This window comes from Dietzia sp. CH92, assembly GCF_032248695.1.
Taxonomy (GTDB): Bacteria; Actinomycetota; Actinomycetes; order Mycobacteriales; family Mycobacteriaceae; genus Dietzia.
The window spans coordinates 276071-293822 of sequence record NZ_JAVHXC010000003.1 but is presented as its reverse complement, the minus strand read 5'-3'; the positions used below and the strand labels follow the sequence as shown (position 1 = coordinate 293822).

Below are 17752 nucleotides of genomic sequence, written 5' to 3'. Positions count from 1 at the left end.
AGGCGTGCGCGGCGAGGCGTGCGCGGCGACAGAGGCTGGCGGGTCCGATGTCAGCGGGGGCGGATAGGCTCGCCCGTGCCGTGGTGTTCGGGAAGCCGGAGGAAAAGCCGGCGCGGCCCTCGCCACTGTAGTCGCGGAGTCACGCGACCCTCGTCCGTCCCACGCGTGGGGCGGAGGCCACTGGGCGAGAGCCCGGGAAGGTCGGTCGCGCGGCGTTGATGCGGAAGCCAGGAGACCGGCCACGGCGACATGTTCCACGAGGGTTTGGAGAAGAACATGCGCCCCGACCGGCGTTCGGCGTCCCCTGATGACGCCCCGGCACGCTCCGACGTGCCCCACATCGCACTGCTGTCCACCTCCGACACGGACCTGCTCTCCGCGCGCGAATCCGGCGCCGGGTTCACGCTCGGCAACCCGTCGCGCCTGGACGTCGAGGCCGACCTACCCGCGCTGCTCACCGGCGCCGACCTGGTGGTGGTGCGTATCCTCGGCTCGCGCCGCTCGTGGGATGACGGGTTCGCCGCCGTCCTGGGCGCGGGCGTGCCCGTGGTGGTGCTGGGCGGTGAGCAGACCCCCGACGCCGACCTCATGGAGCTGTCCACCGTCCCCATCGGGACCGCCGCCGAGGCCCACCGCTACCTCGCCGAGGGCGGGCCCACGAACCTCGCGCAGCTGCACGCCTTCCTCTCCGACACCGTGCTGCTCACCGGCGCCGGGTTCGAGCCGCCGGTGAGCGTGCCGGTGTGGGGGATGCCGGAGCGGCCGGGCGCACTCGGCGTGGGCGCGGGCGTCGACTCCACGGCGAGTGGTCACAAACGCGGCGATTCCCGGGACGCGACCTGGGAGAACGTGAATGAAATCGACCACTCGCCGCGGGTCGATCAGCTACCGCGCAAGGCCGACCGCTCGCCGCAGGTCGACCACTCGCCGGGCGGGCCGGGCGGCGGCCCCCGCGTGGGCGTGCTCTACTACCGCGCCCACGAGGTGAGCGGGAACTCCGGCTTCGCGCACGCGCTGGCCGACGCGATCGACGCCGCCGGCGGGGTGGGCGTACCGATCTTCGCCGGCTCCCTGCGCTCGGCCCCCGACGAGCTGTTCGACGCGCTCGGGACGCTGGACGCACTGATCGTGACCGTGCTCGCCGCGGGCGGCACCACCCCGGGCGCGGTGAGCGCGGGCGGCGACGACGAGGCCTGGGACGTGGAGCGCATCGCCGCCCTGGACATCCCCGTCCTGCAGGGCCTGTGCCTGACGTGGAGCCGCGAGGACTGGGCGGACTCCGACGACGGCGTCAACCCGCTCGACTCGGCCAACCAGATCGCGATCCCGGAGTTCGACGGGCGCATCATCACCGCGCCGTTCTCGTTCAAGGAGATCGACGCGGACGGCCTGCCCCGCTACGTCGCCGACCCCGAGCGCTGCGCCCGCGTCGCCCGGATCGCCGTGGCCCACGCCCGGCTGCGTCACGTCACGCCGGCGGAGCGCAAGGTCGCCCTCGTCCTCTCGGCCTACCCGACCAAGCACTCGCGCATCGGGAACGCTGTCGGCCTGGACACCCCCGTCTCCACGATCCGCCTCCTGCGCCGCATGCGCGAGGACGGCTATGACCTGGGCCCGGCGGACGGACCCGTCGCGACGTTCCTCGACGAGCACGCCTACGCCACTGACTCCGAGGCCGGCGACGCGCTGATCCACGCCCTCATCGATGCGGGCGGGCAGGACGAGGAGTGGCTCACAGGAGCCCAGCTCACCGAGAGCCACGTCCGCATCAGCACCGCCGACTACCTCGAATGGACCGCCGACCTTCCCGCGAACCTTCGAGACCAGATGGTCGAGGCCTGGGGCGAGGCACCCGGGCAGCTGTTCGTCAACGACGCCGGCGAGATCGTGCTGGCCACCATTGCCGCGGGCAATGTCGTGCTGCTCATCCAGCCGCCGCGTGGCTTCGGCGAGAACCCGGTGGCGATCTATCACGACCCCGAGCTCGCGCCGTCCCACCACTACCTGGCCGCCTACCGCTGGCTCGCGCACGGCTTCGGCGCGCACGCCGTGGTGCACGTGGGCAAGCACGGCTCGCTCGAGTGGCTGCCCGGCAAGAACGCCGCGCTGTCCGCGGACTGCGGCACGGACGCTGCCCTGGCCAATCTGCCGCTGATCTACCCGTTCCTGGTCAACGACCCGGGCGAGGGTGCGCAGGCCAAGCGCCGGGCGCACGCGATCATCGTGGATCACCTGGTGCCGCCCATGGCGCGCGCGGAGTCCTACGGCGACATCGCCCGGCTCGAGCAGCTGCTCGACGAGTACGGGAACATCGCCGCGATGGACCCGGCCAAGCTGCCCTCCATCCGCGCCCAGATCTGGACCCTCATGCAGGCCGCGCACATCCACGAGGACCTGGGCCTGGAGCAGCGCCCGGACGACGAGGAGTTCGACGACTTCCTCCTCCACGTCGACGGCTGGCTCTGCGAGATCAAGGACGTCCAGATCCGCGACGGCCTGCACGTCCTGGGCCAGGCGCCGGAGGGGCGAGCGCGCGTCAACCTGGTGCTGGCGATCCTGCGCGCCACCCAGATCTGGGGCGGCGAGACCGGCGCCGTGCCGGGCCTGCGCCGCGCGCTGGGCCTGGCCGAGGGCGCGCCCACCGAGGAGGTCGACCGGGTCGAGGACCTGGCGCGGCGCCTGGTTGAGGCCATGGAGGAGCGCGGCTGGGACGTAGCCGCCGTGCCCGAGGTCGTGGCCGAGGTGCGGGGCGCCGGTGCGCCCGGTGACGCCGGGGAGCGTGGCGACGGTGGTGGGGGCGACGACGACGAGGTGGCGCAGGTGCTCACCTTCGCCGCCCGCGAGGTGGTGCCGCGCCTGGCCGCCACTGTCGATGAGCTGGACGCGGTGATGCACGCGCTGGAGGGCGGGTTCATCCCGGCCGGGCCGTCGGGGTCCCCGCTGCGGGGACTGGTCAACGTGCTGCCCACCGGGCGGAATTTCTACACCGTGGACCCGCGCGCCATCCCCTCGCGACTGGCCTGGGACACCGGTCAGGCGATGGCCGACTCCCTGCTGGAGCGGCACCTGGAGGAGACCGGCTCCTACCCGGCCTCGGTCGGCCTGTCGGTGTGGGGCACCTCCGCCATGCGCACCTCGGGGGACGACATCGCCGAGGTGTTGGCCCTGCTGGGCGTGCGCCCGGAATGGGACGAGGCCTCCCGCCGGGTGAACGGGCTCGAGGTGATCCCACTCGAGGAACTGGGCCGCCCGCGCATCGACGTGACGGTCCGGATCTCCGGCTTCTTCCGGGACGCGTTCCCGCACGTCATCTCGATGCTCGACGACGCCGTGCGGATGGTCGCCGAACTCGACGAGCCGGACGAGCAGAACTTCGTGGCCGCCCACACCCGGGCCGACCTGGCCGAGCACGCCGATGCGCGGCGGGCCACCACCCGCATCTTCGGATCCGCGCCGGGCTCGTACGGCGCCGGGATCCTGCAGACCATCGAGGCCGGCAACTGGCGGGACGACCGCGACCTGGCCGAGGTCTACACGCGCTGGGGCGGCTTCGCCTACGGCCGCGACCTGGCCGGGGCGCCCGCCGCCGACGACATGCGCACCAACTACCGGCGCATCGCCGTGGCCGCGAAGAACATCGACACCCGCGAGCACGACATCGCCGACTCGGACGACTACTTCCAGTACCACGGCGGCATGATCGCCACAGTGCGGGCGCTCACCGGCGCCGAGCCGCGGGCGTACGTCGGCGATTCCACCACCCCGGACGCCATCCGCACCCGGACGCTGGCGGAGGAGACCCGCCGGGTGTTCCGGGCCCGGGTGGTCAACCCGCGGTGGATCGCGGCCATGCAGCGCCACGGCTACAAGGGGGCGTTCGAGCTCGCCGCGACCGTGGACTACCTGTTCGGCTTCGACGCCACCGCCGGGGTGGTGCAGGACTGGATGTACGACACCCTGGCCCGCGAGTACGTGCTGGATGAGAAGAACCAGGAGTTCCTGCGGCAGTCCAACCCGTGGGCGCTGCGCGGGATGATCGAACGTCTCACCGAGGCCTGCGACCGCGGCATGTGGGCCGAGCCGGACGCCGACATCATGAACCGGATGCGGCAGGTCTACCTGGACGTCGAGGGTGATCTCGAAGAGAACCATGGCAACTGAACCCCATTCGGCGGGCGCCCCGCGGCGGCGCGTGCGCGTGGTGGGCATCGGCTCCGGCGGCCTCGACCAGATCACCGTCGAGGCCGCCGAGGCCCTGCGCGCCAGCGACTACGCACTGGCCGCCGTGAAGGGCCCGGCCGACCCGTTGGTCGACCTCCGCGCGCGGCTGCTCGCCCGGCACGCCCCGGGGGTCGAGTTGGTGGGTGTGCCCGATCCGGAGAGGGACCGTTCGTCGTCGTCGACCTCGACCCCGCTCGACTACCGCGGCGTGGTCCTGGACTGGCACGAGGCGCGCTCGCTGGCCTGGGAACGCGCGATCGCGGCGCGGCCCGGCGACGTGGCGATCCCCGTGTGGGGCGACCCGGCGTTCTACGACTCGACGCTGCGGATCCTCGACCGGATCGCCGACCGCGGAGCGCTGGAACTGGAGGTGGAGGTGCTGCCCGGGATCTCCGCCCTGCAGGTCCTGGCCGCGCGACACCGACTGGTTCTGCACGAGATCGGCGGCACCGTCACCGTGACCACCGGTCGACGACTGCGCGAGGTCGTGGCCGCCGGTGCCGACAACGTGGTGGTGATGCTCAACGCCGAGCCCCCACCCGAGGAGCTGTCCGACTGGCGGATCTGGTGGGGCGGCAACCTCGGCGACGCCGGCGAGACGCTCCTCGCCGGCCGCGTGGGCGACGTGCTCGAGGAGGTGCGGCAGGCGCGCGAGCGGCTGCGCGCCGAGCACGGATGGGTGATGGACGTGTATCTGCTGCGACGAGATGAAGGGACGACGGCCCGATGACGGGTGGGAACGAGAGCGCTGGTTCAGAATGTGCTGGCCGCGTGGTGCTGGTCGGCGGCGGACCCGGCGATCCGGGGCTGATGACCGTGGCCGGGCTCGAGGCCGTGCGCACCGCCGACGTGGTGGTGACCGACCGGCTGGGCCCGGTGGCGATCCTCGACGAGCTCGACCCGGGCATCGAGGTGATCGATGTGGGCAAGGTGCCGTTCGGCCCCGCGACGCCGCAGGAGGAGATCAACCGGATCCTCGTCGAGCAGGCCCGCCGTGGCCGGACCGTCGCGCGGCTCAAGGGTGGGGACAGCTTCCTGTTCGGCCGCGGCGCTGAGGAGTACCTCGCGTGCACGGCCGCAGGGGTGCCCGTCACCGTGATCCCCGGTGTGACCTCGGCGTTCTCGGTTCCCGCCCTGGCCGGGGTGCCCGCCACCCACCGCGGGCTTTCTCAAGGGGTGTCCGTGATCTCCGGGCACGTGCCGCCCGGGCACCCGCAGTCCACGCTCGACTATGCGGCGCTGGCCCGCTCCGGCACCACCCTGGTGCTGCTCATGGCGGTCACCACGCTTCCCGCGATCACCGCGGAACTGCTCGAGCAGGGAATGGCCGCGGACACTCCAGCGGTGATGATCGAGAACGGCTCGACCCCGGCGCAGCGGGTCCTGCGCGGGACGCTGGCGAGCATCGCGGAGCAGGCCGCCGAGGCCGGGGTGGCACCGCCGGCGATCACCGTGATCGGCGCGGTCGCGGGGCTGGCGGGAGAGCTGGTGCCCGGACTGGCCAACTGTTGAGCCGGGTCGGTCGCCCGGGGTGGTACCGGGCGACCGACCCGGCCCCGTCGAGTGGTCACAACCGCTTGATCCGCTCGAACGGGTACCGGGCGATGGTCGCCACGATCAGCCCGTAGGCGGCCGTCGCGGCGAGGAAGCCGGTGGAGACCTCGAGTCGGAAGTCCGAGGCGAGCAGCGGAACCACCGCGACAGCGGGAGCCAGAGCCAGGCCTGCGGCGAGGAGACACCAGGTGGCCACTAATGAGTTGGCGCGGCGGGACGCGTCGGGATCCCGCCGAACCCGGTCGGGAACACGGTAGCCGCGCCGGGGATCGGTCACCCACCCCTTGAAGCCGGTGTAGGCCGCCAGAGCCGACGCTATCGCGCCGAGCAGAAATAACCCGGCCAACACGGTGGTGGCCACCGGTACCTCCCTCGACTCAGCGGACGTACTTGATGATGAAGGCGGCGACAGCGGCGACCGCCTTCTCCTTAGCCCATCCGGGCAGCACCTTCCACGCCCACGAACCGACGTTACCGGCAAGGCACCCGATGATCGCGTTGCGCGCATAGTCGGTGCCTGCCCCACCGTTCGTGAGGTCGTCGAGCACGGAGGTCGGCACGCTCCCCAGCGCGCCGCTGGCGCACCATGCCGCCGCGGCGACTGCGGCCGCGGCGATCGGTAGCGCGACCGACCGGACCTCCCCCTCAGAGGCGTCCCCCTGTTGGGCGCGCTCGATCTCCCCGGCCGCAGGCCCGAGCTGGTCCGAGAGGAAGTCCAGCTGAGCCGCGGTCGGCGCCGGGGCCTGCTCTTCCACGGCCTGGCCTGAAGAAGACTGACCGCTCGCCGAACCGGACGGCGCCGCGGCCGCGGCGGAGCCGGCGAAGACGAGTGACATCGCCGTGCCCAGGGCAACGACGGACCGAAGAACGGAGTGAGAAGTGGAGAGAATCATGAAGCTCCGGACGTAGTGATACCACCCGTGACGCCACGGGTGCCGACGGCGCGCACCGTAACAATCCTGCGACTCTCGTTGGGGTGCTTCCTGTATCGATTCCGGTGAGGTTTCCTTCGTCGCTCGAGGAGCTACGCCCGCCGGGCGAGCTCGGCCCGGCGGTCGTCCGGGGAACGGCGCGGGCAACTCGCACACTTGCCACCGTCGGTCGCCACGTAGATGAGGCAGCACGAGCCGCGGCGGACGAACCGCCGTGTCCGCTCCGGGCCCTCCACGTCGACGAATCGGGCCGGCAGTAGCGGAGGGAGGCATACGGCGCGGGCGAGCGCGACGCCGCCGTCCTCGTCGCCCGCCGCGCGGCCCGCCTCGAGCGCGCGGTTGGCGACGGAGTCCGAGGCGATCGCCCACAACGCCCGGGGCGCGGCCCCCGAGACCTCCGCGAGGGCGGCGATCACCTCGCCGTGCGCCTCCACGAGCGCGTCGGCGAACGCCGCGACCGACGGCAGGAGCCGATCAGACCGCGCCGACCGGAGATAACCGTTCGGTTGCAGCGAGACGACCAGCCGCGCGGGCCGGGGATCGGGTGCGCGGCCGCTGGCGAGGAGCATCGCCAGCGGCGCCGCGACCAGCGTCGAGCTGGCCGAATACCACCAGAGGGTCCCGTTCACGCGTGGGTCATCATGCGACCAGCGCCGGCCCGTGTCCTCCACCCGCCGGGCCAGCCAGCGCGGGTCCGTCAGCACCTCCCCGGGCAGGACGGGAGAGGCGTGCTCGATGGTGCGGACGAAGTCGCCGAGAAGGCCCGAGGCGTCGGCGTATGCGGCTGCCACCGCCCCGGGGGCGCCGAGCTCGCCGTCGTCACCCATCGGGGCCTCACGCACCGCCTCGTCACGCATCGGCGAGCCCCGCCACGTCGAGCGTGCGGCGACCGTCCGGCCCCGCCCGCACCTCCCCGCGCACGCCGAACACCTCCCGCAGCACGGCCGCGTCCATGACCTCCTCCGGCGCGCCCGTCGCCACGAGGCGCCCGCGGTGCAGGACCGCGACGGCATCGCAGTACTCGACGGCCATGCGCAGGTCGTGAATCGTGAGCAGCACCGCCAGGCCACCGGCCGCGAGCTCGCGCAGCAGCGCCAGGACCGACAGCTGCTGGTGGAGGTCGAGGTGGTTGGTGGGCTCGTCCAGCAGGAGGACGTCGGGCTGCTGGGCGAGCGTGCGCGCGATCGACACCCGCTGCCGCTCCCCGCCGGACAGGGCGAGCACGTCCCGGTCGGCCAGCCCGGTCAGCCCGACCCGCGCCAGGACCGTCTCGACAACCGCGGCGTCGTCGGCGCCGAGCGGTTCGAACGGCCCGCGGGTGACCGTCCGGCCCAGGCGCACCGACTCGCGGACCGTGATTCCGCCGAGCGAGACCGGCTCCTGCGTGCTGGCGCCCACCGCGCGGGCGAGCGTGCGGCGTCGCAGCGAGGCGATGTCCGCGCCGTCCACCGTCACCATCCCCGCCGACACCGGCAGCGCCCGGTAGCAGGTCCGCAGCAGGGTGGTCTTGCCGCTGCCGTTCGGCCCGACCAGGGCCGTGACCAGGCCGGGACTGACGGTGAGGTCGACGCCGTCGAGGATCTGCCGGCCGCCCAGGCGGGCGGACACACCGTTCGCGCTGAGGGTGGTCATATCGACGCCTTCCCGTAGCGCCGCCACAGCATCGCCAGGAACACCGGCCCGCCCACGACGCCCGTGATGACGCCGACCGGCAGCTCGGTGCCCTCACTCACCGACCGGGCGGTGATGTCGGCCAGGACCAGGGCGAGGGCGCCGAGCAGGGCCGCGGTGGGCAGCAGGCGCGCGGACGTGCGGCCGGTGAGGAAACCCGCGAGGTGCGGGATGAGCAGGCCGATGAACCCGATGGTCCCCGACACCGCCACGGCTCCCGCGGTGAGCAGCGAGACGAGCAGCAGCATGAGGATCCGGAACCGCGGCACGTTGACGCCCATGGCGGTGGCGCCGTCGTCGCCGGTGAGGAGCAGGTCCAGGTGGCGGCTGCACAGCATCACCACCGTGCCGGCGACGGCGAGGATCGCGATCGGCGCCCAGACCATCGTCCATCCGGCGTCGCCGAACCCGCCGGCGAGCCACCGCATGACCGTGCCAAGTTGGTGGTCGTCGCCCAACACCAGCAGCGTGAAGGTGTTGAGCGCGCCGAAGACCATCGTCATGGCCGCCCCCACCAGCACGATGGCGGTGGTGTCGTGGGCGCGGCGGGCCACCAGCACCACTCCGGCCAGGGGGAGCAACGCGCCGACGAACGCGGCCATGGGCAGGGTGAACACGCCCCACATCCCGGCGCCCACCCCGAGGACAGTGAGGGCGACGACGCCGAAGCCCGCGCCCGAGGAGACCCCGAGCAGGTACGGGTCCGCGAGCGGGTTGCGGGTCACCGCCTGCGCCACACCGCCCGCGACGGCCAGGGAGGCGCCCACGGCCGCCGCCATGAGCGCGCGGGGCAGTCGCGACTCGAGGACGATCGCCTCGCGGGCATCGGTCCACCACGGCTCGAACGCGCCCGGGACGAGGCGGTGCGCGACGATCGCCCACACGTCCCCGATCGGGATGGACACCGAGCCCAGCGAGACGCCCCCCGCGATCGACACCGCGAGCAGGGCCACGAGCGGCAGGCAGATGAGCGCGAGGGGCCGGCGGCCGGAGGGGGCGGGGGAGAGGGTGCTGGTGGTGGCTCCGTCGACGACGTGGGCGGGCCTCTCGGCTACCGACGTCATGTCACTGCCCGAACGCGTGCGGGTGCAGTTCGCGGGCGATCGCCTCGGTGGAGGTAGTCATCCGCGAACTCTCGAAGAAGTCGGACAACGGGACCACCACGATGCGGTCCTCCCGGATCGCCGGGGTGGTGGCCATGATGGGCTGGGCGCGCAGGTAGGCGATCTTGTCCTCGGCGCTCGTGGCTCCGTAGTCCAGCACCACGATCGCCTCCGGGCGGCGCTCGCCGAGGATCTCCCACGTGGTCTTGAGGTAGGGACGGTCGCCCTCGGAGAAGATGTTGTCCGCGCCCGCGTATTCGCCGATGAGCTGGCCGATGCCCACCCCGCCGATGGTCGTGGGTTCGGCCTCTCCGCTGTCGTAGAAGAAGGTGGGGAGCCCGGTCACGCCCGCGGCGTCGAGCGTCGCGCGGACGTCCTCCATCTCGTCGGTGATCCGGTCCGTCAGACCGCGGGCGCCGTCCTCCACGCCGAGGACGCGGCCGAGCTGGGAGAAGTCGGTCTCGAGCATGGACAGGTCCGGGAAGCCCTCGCCGCAGTACTCGGAGAACAGGAACGTGTTGATGCCCGCGGCCTCGAGGGCGTCGCGGCTGCGGCCCTCCTTGTCGTCGAACGCACTGCGCATCCCGGCGACCACCAGGTCGGGCTCGAGGTCCACGATCTGCTCCCAGGTGGGGTACTCCTCGGCCAGGGAGGGGATGGCGTGGAACTGGTCGGCGACCTCCGGCAGCACGTCGTTCTGCTCGCCGTAGCCCATCCCGACGATCCGGTCGCCCGCGCCCATCTGGATGAGGGTCTCGGTGACGTGGTCGTTCATCGAGATGATGCGTCGGGGCGGCTCGGTGTAGGTGGCCTCGCGCTCGCAGTTGGTGATGGTGACGGGCTCGGCGAACGGCTCGGCGGCGCCGCCGGCCTCGAGCGCCTCCCCGCGGGAGCAGCCGGTGAGGGCCAGGCCGGCCACGAGAAGGGCGGCCGCAGTGGTGACGGGACGGTGACGGAACATGATCAGACCTCGGATCGTGTCGTGTGGTCGACGAACACGGCGGACCCGCAGGACGGCAGGCGTCGACGACGCCACGTCACCTGGCAGGACTCCGGATCGCAGACCTCGGCGATGACTGGTGGAGTCAGGCCTCCGGGCAGGCGATCGGGCTCGCCGTCACGCATGCGTGGCGGCACACCGTTGCGGGTCAGCGCCGGATTCTCACCGGTCTTCCCCTGCGTCCGGAAGTCAGTAGTGCGTAGTGAGCATAGGCATACCGCGTCGCGCAGAGGAAGTCGTGCCCGCACCGGGCTGGCGGTCGCAGCGACCGGGGTTCCGATCCGCGGGCTACCGGCCCGGTCGCTGCAGGGGAGTCACAGATCCGGCCTCCCGCCTCGGGATCAGCGGGCGATGTACCGCACGTGCAGCCCCCCGTCGTCAATCGTCACAGCCGCCCGGACGCCGTACACGGCGTCGATCAGCTCCGGGGTGAGGACCTCCGCCGGCGACCCGTCGCCGATCACCCGCCCACCGGACAGCACCACCAGACGATCGCAGAACATTGCCGCGAGATTCAGGTCGTGCAGCGCTGCGATCACCGTGGCGCCCGTCCCCCGCACCAGCGCGAGGAGGTCCAGCTGATGCCGGACGTCCAGGTGATTGGTCGGTTCGTCCAGGATCAGCACCTCGGGCTCCTGCGCCAACGCCCGGGCGATCTGCACCCGCTGACGCTCGCCTCCGGACAGCGTCCGGTATCGCTGATGGATGCGCTCGGCGAGCCCCGCCGTGGAGGCGGCACGCGCCACGACCGCCTCGTCCCCCGGCCGCGGCCCGGACCAGGCCGCGCGGTGAGGGATCCGGCCGAGCTCGATCACGTCCCGCACTGTGGGGTTCTGGTCGGTGCTCACCTCCTGCTCGACCAGGGCCACACGGCGGGAGAACTGTTTGCGCGACAGCGTCCGGACGTCTTCGCCTTCGAGTAGTACCTGGCCGGTCGTCGTGTGGAGCAGCCCGGCCATCAGCCTCAACAGTGTCGACTTGCCCGAGCCGTTGGGGCCGAGCACGCCCACCACGGATCCGGGTGCCGGTGCCAGGCTGACATCGGTGACGATCGGCCGGCCACGGGCGGACCACGAGACATTCCGGGCCTCCAGGGTCGCGCCACCGACGGAGCCCGCTACCTCCGCGTCGCGGTCGGGGGGCACCAGGTCCCCGCGGCGGGTCATCGCGTCCACTCTCGCCGCAGCAGCAGGCCGACGAACGCCGGCACCCCGATCAGCGCGGTGGCCACGCCGATCGGGAGTTCCTGCGGGGCCAGCACCGTGCGGGAGACCGCGTCGATCCACACCAGGAAGATCGCGCCCATGAGCGCGGTGGTCGGGACCAGCACGCGGTGGCGACCGCCCACCAGGGCGCGCGCGGCGTGGGGCAGGACCAGGCCGACGAACCCGATCGCCCCACAGGTGCTCACGATCACGGCCGTCATGAGGGCGGTCGCGCCGAGCAGCACCAGACGGGTGCGCGCCACGTCGACGCCCAACGAGGCCGCCGAGTCCTGGCCGAAGGTGAACGCGTCGAGGCTCGAGGTGTGCAGCAGGCAGAGCGCGAGCCCGAGGCAGACCACCACTGCGCAGACCGCCACGTCGGACCAGCGGATGTCGGCCAGCGAACCCAGCAGCCAGAACAGGACCCCACGGGTCTGTTCGGCGTCGGCGGCGATGTAGACGACGAACGAGGTCAGGGCGGAGAACAGCTGGGTGGCGGCCACGCCGGCCAGCACCACCCGGTCGGTGGTGCCGCCGGAGGCGAAGGCCAGGACCATGACGAAGCCGAACGCGAGCAGCGCGCCGGCGAACGCGCCGCCGGTGAGTCCCACGGCCCCGGCGCCGACTCCCAGGACCACGATGAGCACGGCCCCCGTCGAGGCGCCGGAGGAGATCCCCAGGATGTACGGGTCTGCCAGAGGGTTTCGCAGCAGGGACTGCAGGATCACCCCGCACAGGCCGAGCCCGGCGCCGGCGAGGGCGGCCATCAACGCCCGCGGTAAGCGCAGGTTCCAGATGATCCCCTCCTCGATCCGGGTGAGCCCGGAGTCGGTGCCGGCCAGGCGCGCCGAGACCGAGCGGATCACGTCGGAGGCGCTGAGGTCGGAGGGGCCGATGGTGATGACGGCGGCGGCGGAGGCGACGAGCACCGCCAGCCCCGCGAGCCAGAGAACGAGGACCGTCGCGGGCCGCCGCAGCGGAGCCTGCCGGGTGGCCTGCTCCGCTGCGGGCAGATCGACGGCGCGGATGTCAGCGACCGTCACGGCGGGTCAGTTCCCGGTCGTGGGCGCGTCGACCAGGCCGAACTCCTGCAGGCCGGCCGCCACGGTCTCGACCCCGTAGACCGTACGGAGCGAGGGGTTCATCTCGGCGCCGGTGATGGCGATGAACCGGCCTTCCCGGACGGCGGTCATCTCGCGGGTGACCGGGTTGCTGCGGAGGTACTCGATCTTGGCCTGCGCGGTCTCGGCCGTCTGGCTCTTGCGGGTCAGGTCACCCACCACGATCACGTCCGGGTCGCGCTCGGCGACGACCTCCCAGCTGATCTGCGGCCATTCCTGGGTGGTGTCGTCGAAGACGTTCTTCACGCCCAGGGTCTCGGAGATCAGGCCGGGGGCGCCGCAGCAGCCGGCCATGTACGGCGACTCGGAGTTGGCGAACCAGTACAGGGCGGTCACCTCGTCGGTCGTGGCCAGCTCGCCGGCGGCGTCGAGGCGGCTCTGCAGGTCGGCGATCAGCTCGTCACCGGCCTCCTCCACGTCGAAGATCTGCGCCAGTTCGGAGATCTCGCGGTACAGCAGGTCCGGGGTGAACGGGGTCTCCCGCACCCCGTCACCGGCGTCGGCGACCTTGCCCACGCAGTCGGCAGGGGAGAGGTAGGTGCCCACGCCGAGCTCGTGGAACTGCTCGCGGGAGGCCACCCCGCCCTCGCCGAGGGTGCTGCCGAAGGACGCGGTGACGAAGTCCGGCTCGGTGTCCAGGACCACCTCGAACGAGGGAGCGTTGTCCGCGAGGCGCGGGATGCCCGCGTTGGCCTCGGCGAACTCCTCCAGAACCGGGTCGGTCCACGTGGCGGTGCCGACGATCCTGTCCTCCAGGCCCAGGGCGAGCAGGATCTCGGTCGAGCCCTGGTTGAGGGAGACCACGCGCTCGGGAGGCGCCTCGAGGGTGATCTCCTCACCACAGTTCTCGAAGGGGCCGATAGCGGCGACGTCCGTCTCCGCGTCCGAGGCGGAGGAGCAGGAGGCGAGGGTGAGCGCGGCGAGAACGCCGACGGTGAGCATGCTGAAAGAACGCATAGGTGTACTTCCGTGGTCGCGGGCCCATCTCGCGAGGCCCGGTGATGACCACGCGGCGAGGCGCCGCGAGGGCCAGCCGGTCTTCGGACTCGGGGTCACGCGGCCGGGGCGCCTTCCCGGATCGGCTGATCCAGTGGCATCGTGCCCCGCCATCGCCCATACCGCTGCGCGTCAGTTCCGGACTCTCACCGGATTCCCGCGACCTTGGCAGGTCATGCTGGCGATCTGAAAGCTAACACAGGGGGCGGAACGGGCTCTCCGCGGTGACCCCGCGCGGCGGTCGCCGGCCCCTGGCCGGCCCTAGTCGGCCTCGGCGCCGACCGTCGCGAGGAACTGCTCGACGAGTCGGCCCACCTCATCAGCCAACGGGCCGTCGACCAGGGCGTGGTCGCCACCGGCGAGGGTGACCGCGTGCGTGCCGGTGGGGAACTTGGCCAGGACCTCGGCCACCGCCTCCGGGCCGGCGACGCCGTCGCTGCCGCCGGCGATGAGCAGCGTCGGCGCCGGGTCGCGCAGCTCGAGTTCGCGGGCGCTGGCTTTGAACTCCAGATTGGTCCGCAGCGCCGCGACCGGCAACGCCTGCCCCGGTTCCTCCTCGTCGCCGGTGCCGACGAACCGCCGCGGGATCTCGCGCACCCGCAGCGTGGACAACACGCCGACGGCAGCCCGCTGCACGGGCGGCACGCTCACGCTCGGGCAGAGCAGGACCGCCGAATCGACCAGTCGCTCGGCCAACGCGTGCAGGCCGATGGTCGAGCCCATCGAATAGCCGACGAGGCATACGTGATCCGCGCGGCCGCGCAGGTCCGCCACGGCGGCCCGCATCTCGGCGAGCCATGTCGTCCACGGCGTGCTCCCCAGTGCCGCGGCGTCGTCCTCGTGGCCGGACAGGGCGAGCCGGTGGGTGTGAACCCCGAGTCGTTCGAGTCGCGGGGCGAGCGGGTCCCACATTGCCCGGTCCCCGCCGAAACCGTGAATGAGCAACGCCGCGATCGTCATGCCTCCAGTGTGACGCGAGGGACCCCGGCCGAGGCCGCCCGCCGCCCCCTCACGAATCTGACTACGGGCGTGATCGATTCGCGCCCGCGCCGACGGGTGGGGCGCTACGTTCGGTGCACCGGGCCCCGGACCGGCGGGCCCGCGACGGATCGGAGAGTCCCATGAATCCCCTCGCGTCCCTTGCCGAGACCCTCGGCGGCATCCCGGTGGTGTCGCTGTTCCTGTCCCTCGGTTCAGCGGTTCTGGAGGTGGCCGGGGTGGGGTCCTGACCTGCGCCGACGGTGCGTGGCCGGGGCGCGTCCGGTCGGCGCCGGTCGGCGCAGGTTGAGTCCCGGTGTCGGCGAGGTGCGCCGGGCGTCAGCCGTGGTCGCCGCGGGGCGGCGGTGTCCGTGTGGTCGGGGAGGGGTCCTGGGGCGACGACGACGACGAGGTTGGCGCCTCTGTCAGCTGGGCGGCCAACGCGGTGATCATGGTGGCGGCCAACCGCGCGACTGCGGGCCCGTCCAGCCCGCCCGCGGCGGTGTAGGGCCGGTCGTCGGAGTTGAGCCAGACGGACAGCAGTTGGGTCACGCCGCCCACGACGAACTGGGCGGCGTGACCCACGTCCACCGAGGACCGGACGGCCGTGCCCGCGGTGGCGGCCGTGATCTGGGCGAAGAACTCGGTCGACTCCTGGCGCTTGCGGGCGATCAGGGGGTCGGCGATCCGGTGGGAGAACAGGATGTGCCCCGCGCGAGGTTCCTTCTCGAGGCTCTCGACCAGGGCGTTCATCGCGTGCGCGATCTGGTCGGCGAGGTCGTGCGGGGTGGCGAACGCCGCGGCGACCGTCTCGGCGATGCCCGCGACACACGTGTCGTAGGCCGTCTCCGCGAGCGCGCCGGTGGAGGTGAAGTTCTCGTAGAAGTAGCGCGAGGTCAGCCCGGTGCGCGTGCACAGTCCGCGGACGGTGAGCTTCTCCCCGGCGGCGAGGGTGTCGATCGCGGCGTTCACCAGGGCCTGTCGACGGGCGGCCTCGCGCTCGGCCGGTGACCGCCCGCCGTACACCCGCCCCGCCCTGTTGCCGTCCGCCACCGCGGCCCCCGTCTCGCTCCCGTGGTGCACCGGGGTGCACCGTGCGTCACCCTGTCGTGTCCGCACCGCCGTCCGGGGCCGACGGTAGCAGTCCGGACCTGCACCGGAGCGCACCGATGTAATCTGACAACGCTCTTGATCAGATGGGCGGGAGCGCCTACGGTGGGTGCCACGCCGACGTGGGCGCCAACCCGGGGCCCGGCCCGACCGCGAAGGACGGACATCATGACCGCGGTACATCGCATCGCCGATCCCACGACCGATCTCCCGGCCGCCGGCTCCCCGCCCACGAGGCCGTCCGCCGTCTCGGCGCGGGCCGCCCGCCTGCGGGCGCGGCGCCGCCCGGCCGAGCGGGACCTCACGCAGATCGACTCCCTGCTGGAGTTGTCCACGGGCCTGTGGCCGTGGCTGCCCGGGGCCAACGTGATCATGCAGCTGGCCAATCCCGGGGTGGGCTACGGCGTGCTCGAGAGCCGGGTCGAGTCGGGCCGCGTGGACCGCCACCCCATCAAGCGGGGCCGCACCACCGGCCTCTACCTGGCGGTGGCCACCATCGGCAGCGAGTCCGACCGGGCCTTCATCCACGACGAGGTCAAGAGGATCCACTCCCAGGTGTTCTCGACCCCGCAGTCCCCGGTGCGGTATTCGGGGAACTCGCAGCAGCTCCAGCTGTGGGTGGCGGTGTGCCTCCTGCGGTTCTTCGTCGACCAGTACGAACTGCTGTACCGCGAGCTCACCGCCGCCGAGCGTGAGCACGTGCTGGCGCTGGGAATGCCGCTGGCGACCGTGCTCAACGTGGACCCCGCCGCCTGGCCGCCGAGCTGGGAGGCCTACGAGGAGTACTTCCGGCAGGGCATGGAGGCCGCGCGGATCGACGACCCGGTCCGCGAGATGCTCGACGACCTCGTCCGGTTCGGTCCGCTGTCCGGGAAGCTGCTCGGGCTGGGCACCGCGCTGGCCCGGACGGTGGGTCCGGTGAACCACTCCTTCACCCGCTTCGGGGTGCCCCGGCGCACCCGCGAGGAGATGCGGTGGGAGATCCGGCCCGCCGACCTGCGGCGCAGGCGCGTCATCAGCGCGGTGGCCCGGGCCGCCGACGTGGTGGTGCCCGCCCCGTTGCGGGTCCTGTACACCGTCGCCCTGTGGGATCTGCGGGCCCGCCGGGCGCTGGGGATCGCGGTCTTCTGACCCCGGGGCGCTCTACTCCGGGATCGGGCTGCCCGGCGGATCGATCGTGTCGTCGTCCCGGACGGGGACGATGCTGATCATGCCGTTGGGCTCGAGGTAGGCGCGGTGCACGCGCTCGAGGTCCTCGATGCCGTGGAGCCGCAGCTGGGCGAAGACCTCGACGTCCGTCATGAGCTCGCGGCGCATGACGCGCCGGTTGAGCCGACCGTCCTCGATGAGCGGCTTGGGCCGCGCCTTGAGGATCTTCCCGAGGCGTGGCCACCGGTACGAGACGGCGTCCAGGACCACACTCCAGAACAGGATGGTCAGGACGAGGACGAACCCGTCCCCGATGGTGTCCGTGTCACCGGTCAGGCCGGAACTGGCGGCGTCGACGACGAGGACGACGACGAGGAGGTCGGTGAGTCACAGGCCTCCGGCCTCGCGTTGGCCGAGCACCCGGAGGAGCAGCATGAGCCCGAGGAAGACCACCGTGCCGCGGACGAAGAGTTCGGCGAGCGCGATGCTGGGTGTGAAGATCTCCGCCCAGTCCAGCATCCGGCCCTCCTCGTCGTCGCCCTCCACGCCCAGTATGGGCGATTCCGGGAACCCGGGGCCGCGCCCGCGGCGAGCGGCCACCGCCCACCGCCCGCGGCGTCCGGTTGTCGCCGACGGGGGCCTCGGCCACGGTGGAGCACGACCACCGGCGCCCGCGCCCGCGGATCCGCCGGCCCGCCGCGACGCCAGGAGG

Annotated in this window: 17 protein-coding genes and 3 riboswitches; of the genes, 4 read left to right on the top strand and 13 right to left on the bottom strand. The window is 72.5% G+C overall.

The genetic code is table 11. The features are described 5' to 3' along the window. The first annotated feature begins 64 nt into the window (after positions 1–64). Positions 65–259: riboswitch (cobalamin riboswitch) on the top strand. The 3 genes from cobN to cobA all read left to right on the top strand — a co-directional run bounded on the left by cobN (position 250) and on the right by cobA (position 5733). Further along, positions 250–4161, top strand: coding sequence for a cobaltochelatase subunit CobN (cobN, locus tag RWK90_RS07810; protein ID WP_396230283.1), 3912 nt, complete (start codon positions 250–252; stop codon positions 4159–4161). It overlaps the preceding riboswitch by 10 nt. Then, positions 4151–4951: a precorrin-6A synthase (deacetylating) gene (gene cobF, locus RWK90_RS07805; RefSeq protein ID WP_314036494.1), complete on the top strand. Its 801-nt coding sequence runs from the start codon at positions 4151–4153 to the stop codon at positions 4949–4951. Before cobN ends, cobF begins: the two co-directional genes overlap by 11 nt. A 41-nt stretch (positions 4952–4992) precedes the next feature. Further along, entirely contained in the window at positions 4993–5733 is a 741-nt protein-coding gene (gene cobA / locus RWK90_RS07800) for a uroporphyrinogen-III C-methyltransferase (protein WP_314036492.1), read from the top strand. Between the two features lie 55 nt (positions 5734–5788). On the opposite strand, the gene RWK90_RS07795 is transcribed toward cobA, so the two are convergent. The 11 genes from RWK90_RS07795 to RWK90_RS07745 all read right to left on the bottom strand — a co-directional run bounded on the left by RWK90_RS07795 (position 5789) and on the right by RWK90_RS07745 (position 15864). Next, positions 5789–6136, bottom strand: a complete 348-nt coding sequence (locus RWK90_RS07795) for a hypothetical protein (protein ID WP_314036490.1) — start codon at positions 6134–6136, stop codon at positions 5789–5791. Positions 6137–6152: 16 nt separating this feature from the next. Further along, on the bottom strand, positions 6153–6611 hold the full coding sequence (locus RWK90_RS07790; protein WP_314036488.1) for a hypothetical protein: 459 nt from the start codon (positions 6609–6611) through the stop codon (positions 6153–6155). A 188-nt stretch (positions 6612–6799) separates the two neighbouring features. Further along, positions 6800–7564, bottom strand: coding sequence for a (2Fe-2S)-binding protein (locus tag RWK90_RS07785; protein WP_314036486.1), 765 nt, complete (start codon positions 7562–7564; stop codon positions 6800–6802). Beyond that, positions 7557–8339 carry an ABC transporter ATP-binding protein gene (locus RWK90_RS07780; RefSeq protein ID WP_314036484.1) on the bottom strand — a complete coding sequence of 261 codons (783 nt, stop codon included), beginning with the start codon at positions 8337–8339 and terminating at the stop codon, positions 7557–7559. The genes RWK90_RS07785 and RWK90_RS07780 overlap by 8 nt, the downstream gene beginning before the upstream one ends. Further along, entirely contained in the window at positions 8336–9442 is a 1107-nt protein-coding gene (locus RWK90_RS07775; RefSeq protein ID WP_314036482.1) for an iron ABC transporter permease, read from the bottom strand. Before RWK90_RS07775 ends, RWK90_RS07780 begins: the two co-directional genes overlap by 4 nt. Position 9443: 1 nt before the next feature. Next, positions 9444–10442, bottom strand: coding sequence for an ABC transporter substrate-binding protein (locus RWK90_RS07770; RefSeq protein WP_314036480.1), 999 nt, complete (start codon positions 10440–10442; stop codon positions 9444–9446). A 117-nt stretch (positions 10443–10559) separates the two neighbouring features. Further along, a riboswitch (cobalamin riboswitch) is annotated at positions 10560–10718 on the bottom strand. A 104-nt stretch (positions 10719–10822) separates the two neighbouring features. Then, complete coding sequence (locus RWK90_RS07765) at positions 10823–11647, bottom strand: ABC transporter ATP-binding protein (RefSeq protein WP_314036478.1); 825 nt, start codon at positions 11645–11647, stop codon at positions 10823–10825. Next, positions 11644–12663: an iron chelate uptake ABC transporter family permease subunit gene (locus RWK90_RS07760; RefSeq protein WP_314037090.1), complete on the bottom strand. Its 1020-nt coding sequence runs from the start codon at positions 12661–12663 to the stop codon at positions 11644–11646. The genes RWK90_RS07765 and RWK90_RS07760 overlap by 4 nt, the downstream gene beginning before the upstream one ends. A 72-nt stretch (positions 12664–12735) precedes the next feature. After that, on the bottom strand, positions 12736–13764 hold the full coding sequence (locus RWK90_RS07755) for an ABC transporter substrate-binding protein (RefSeq protein ID WP_314036477.1): 1029 nt from the start codon (positions 13762–13764) through the stop codon (positions 12736–12738). A gap of 56 nt (positions 13765–13820) precedes the next feature. After that, positions 13821–14001, bottom strand: a riboswitch (cobalamin riboswitch). A 63-nt stretch (positions 14002–14064) separates the two neighbouring features. Next, on the bottom strand, positions 14065–14763 hold the full coding sequence (locus tag RWK90_RS07750) for an alpha/beta fold hydrolase (protein ID WP_314036475.1): 699 nt from the start codon (positions 14761–14763) through the stop codon (positions 14065–14067). Positions 14764–15120: 357 nt separating this feature from the next. After that, positions 15121–15864: a TetR/AcrR family transcriptional regulator gene (locus RWK90_RS07745; protein WP_314036473.1), complete on the bottom strand. Its 744-nt coding sequence runs from the start codon at positions 15862–15864 to the stop codon at positions 15121–15123. Between the two features lie 195 nt (positions 15865–16059). Here RWK90_RS07745 and RWK90_RS07740 point away from each other — a divergent pair, with 195 nt between their 5' ends. Beyond that, a complete protein-coding gene (locus RWK90_RS07740) occupies positions 16060–17022 on the top strand; it encodes an oxygenase MpaB family protein (RefSeq protein WP_314036472.1) in 963 nt (320 codons plus the stop codon). Positions 17023–17034: 12 nt separating this feature from the next. Here the strand turns inward: RWK90_RS07740 and RWK90_RS07735 are convergent, their stop codons facing one another. Next, positions 17035–17310, bottom strand: coding sequence for a YetF domain-containing protein (locus tag RWK90_RS07735; RefSeq protein ID WP_314036469.1), 276 nt, complete (start codon positions 17308–17310; stop codon positions 17035–17037). A gap of 117 nt (positions 17311–17427) precedes the next feature. Further along, positions 17428–17586 carry a hypothetical protein gene (locus tag RWK90_RS07730; RefSeq protein WP_314036467.1) on the bottom strand — a complete coding sequence of 53 codons (159 nt, stop codon included), beginning with the start codon at positions 17584–17586 and terminating at the stop codon, positions 17428–17430. Positions 17587–17752 lie beyond the last annotated feature (166 nt).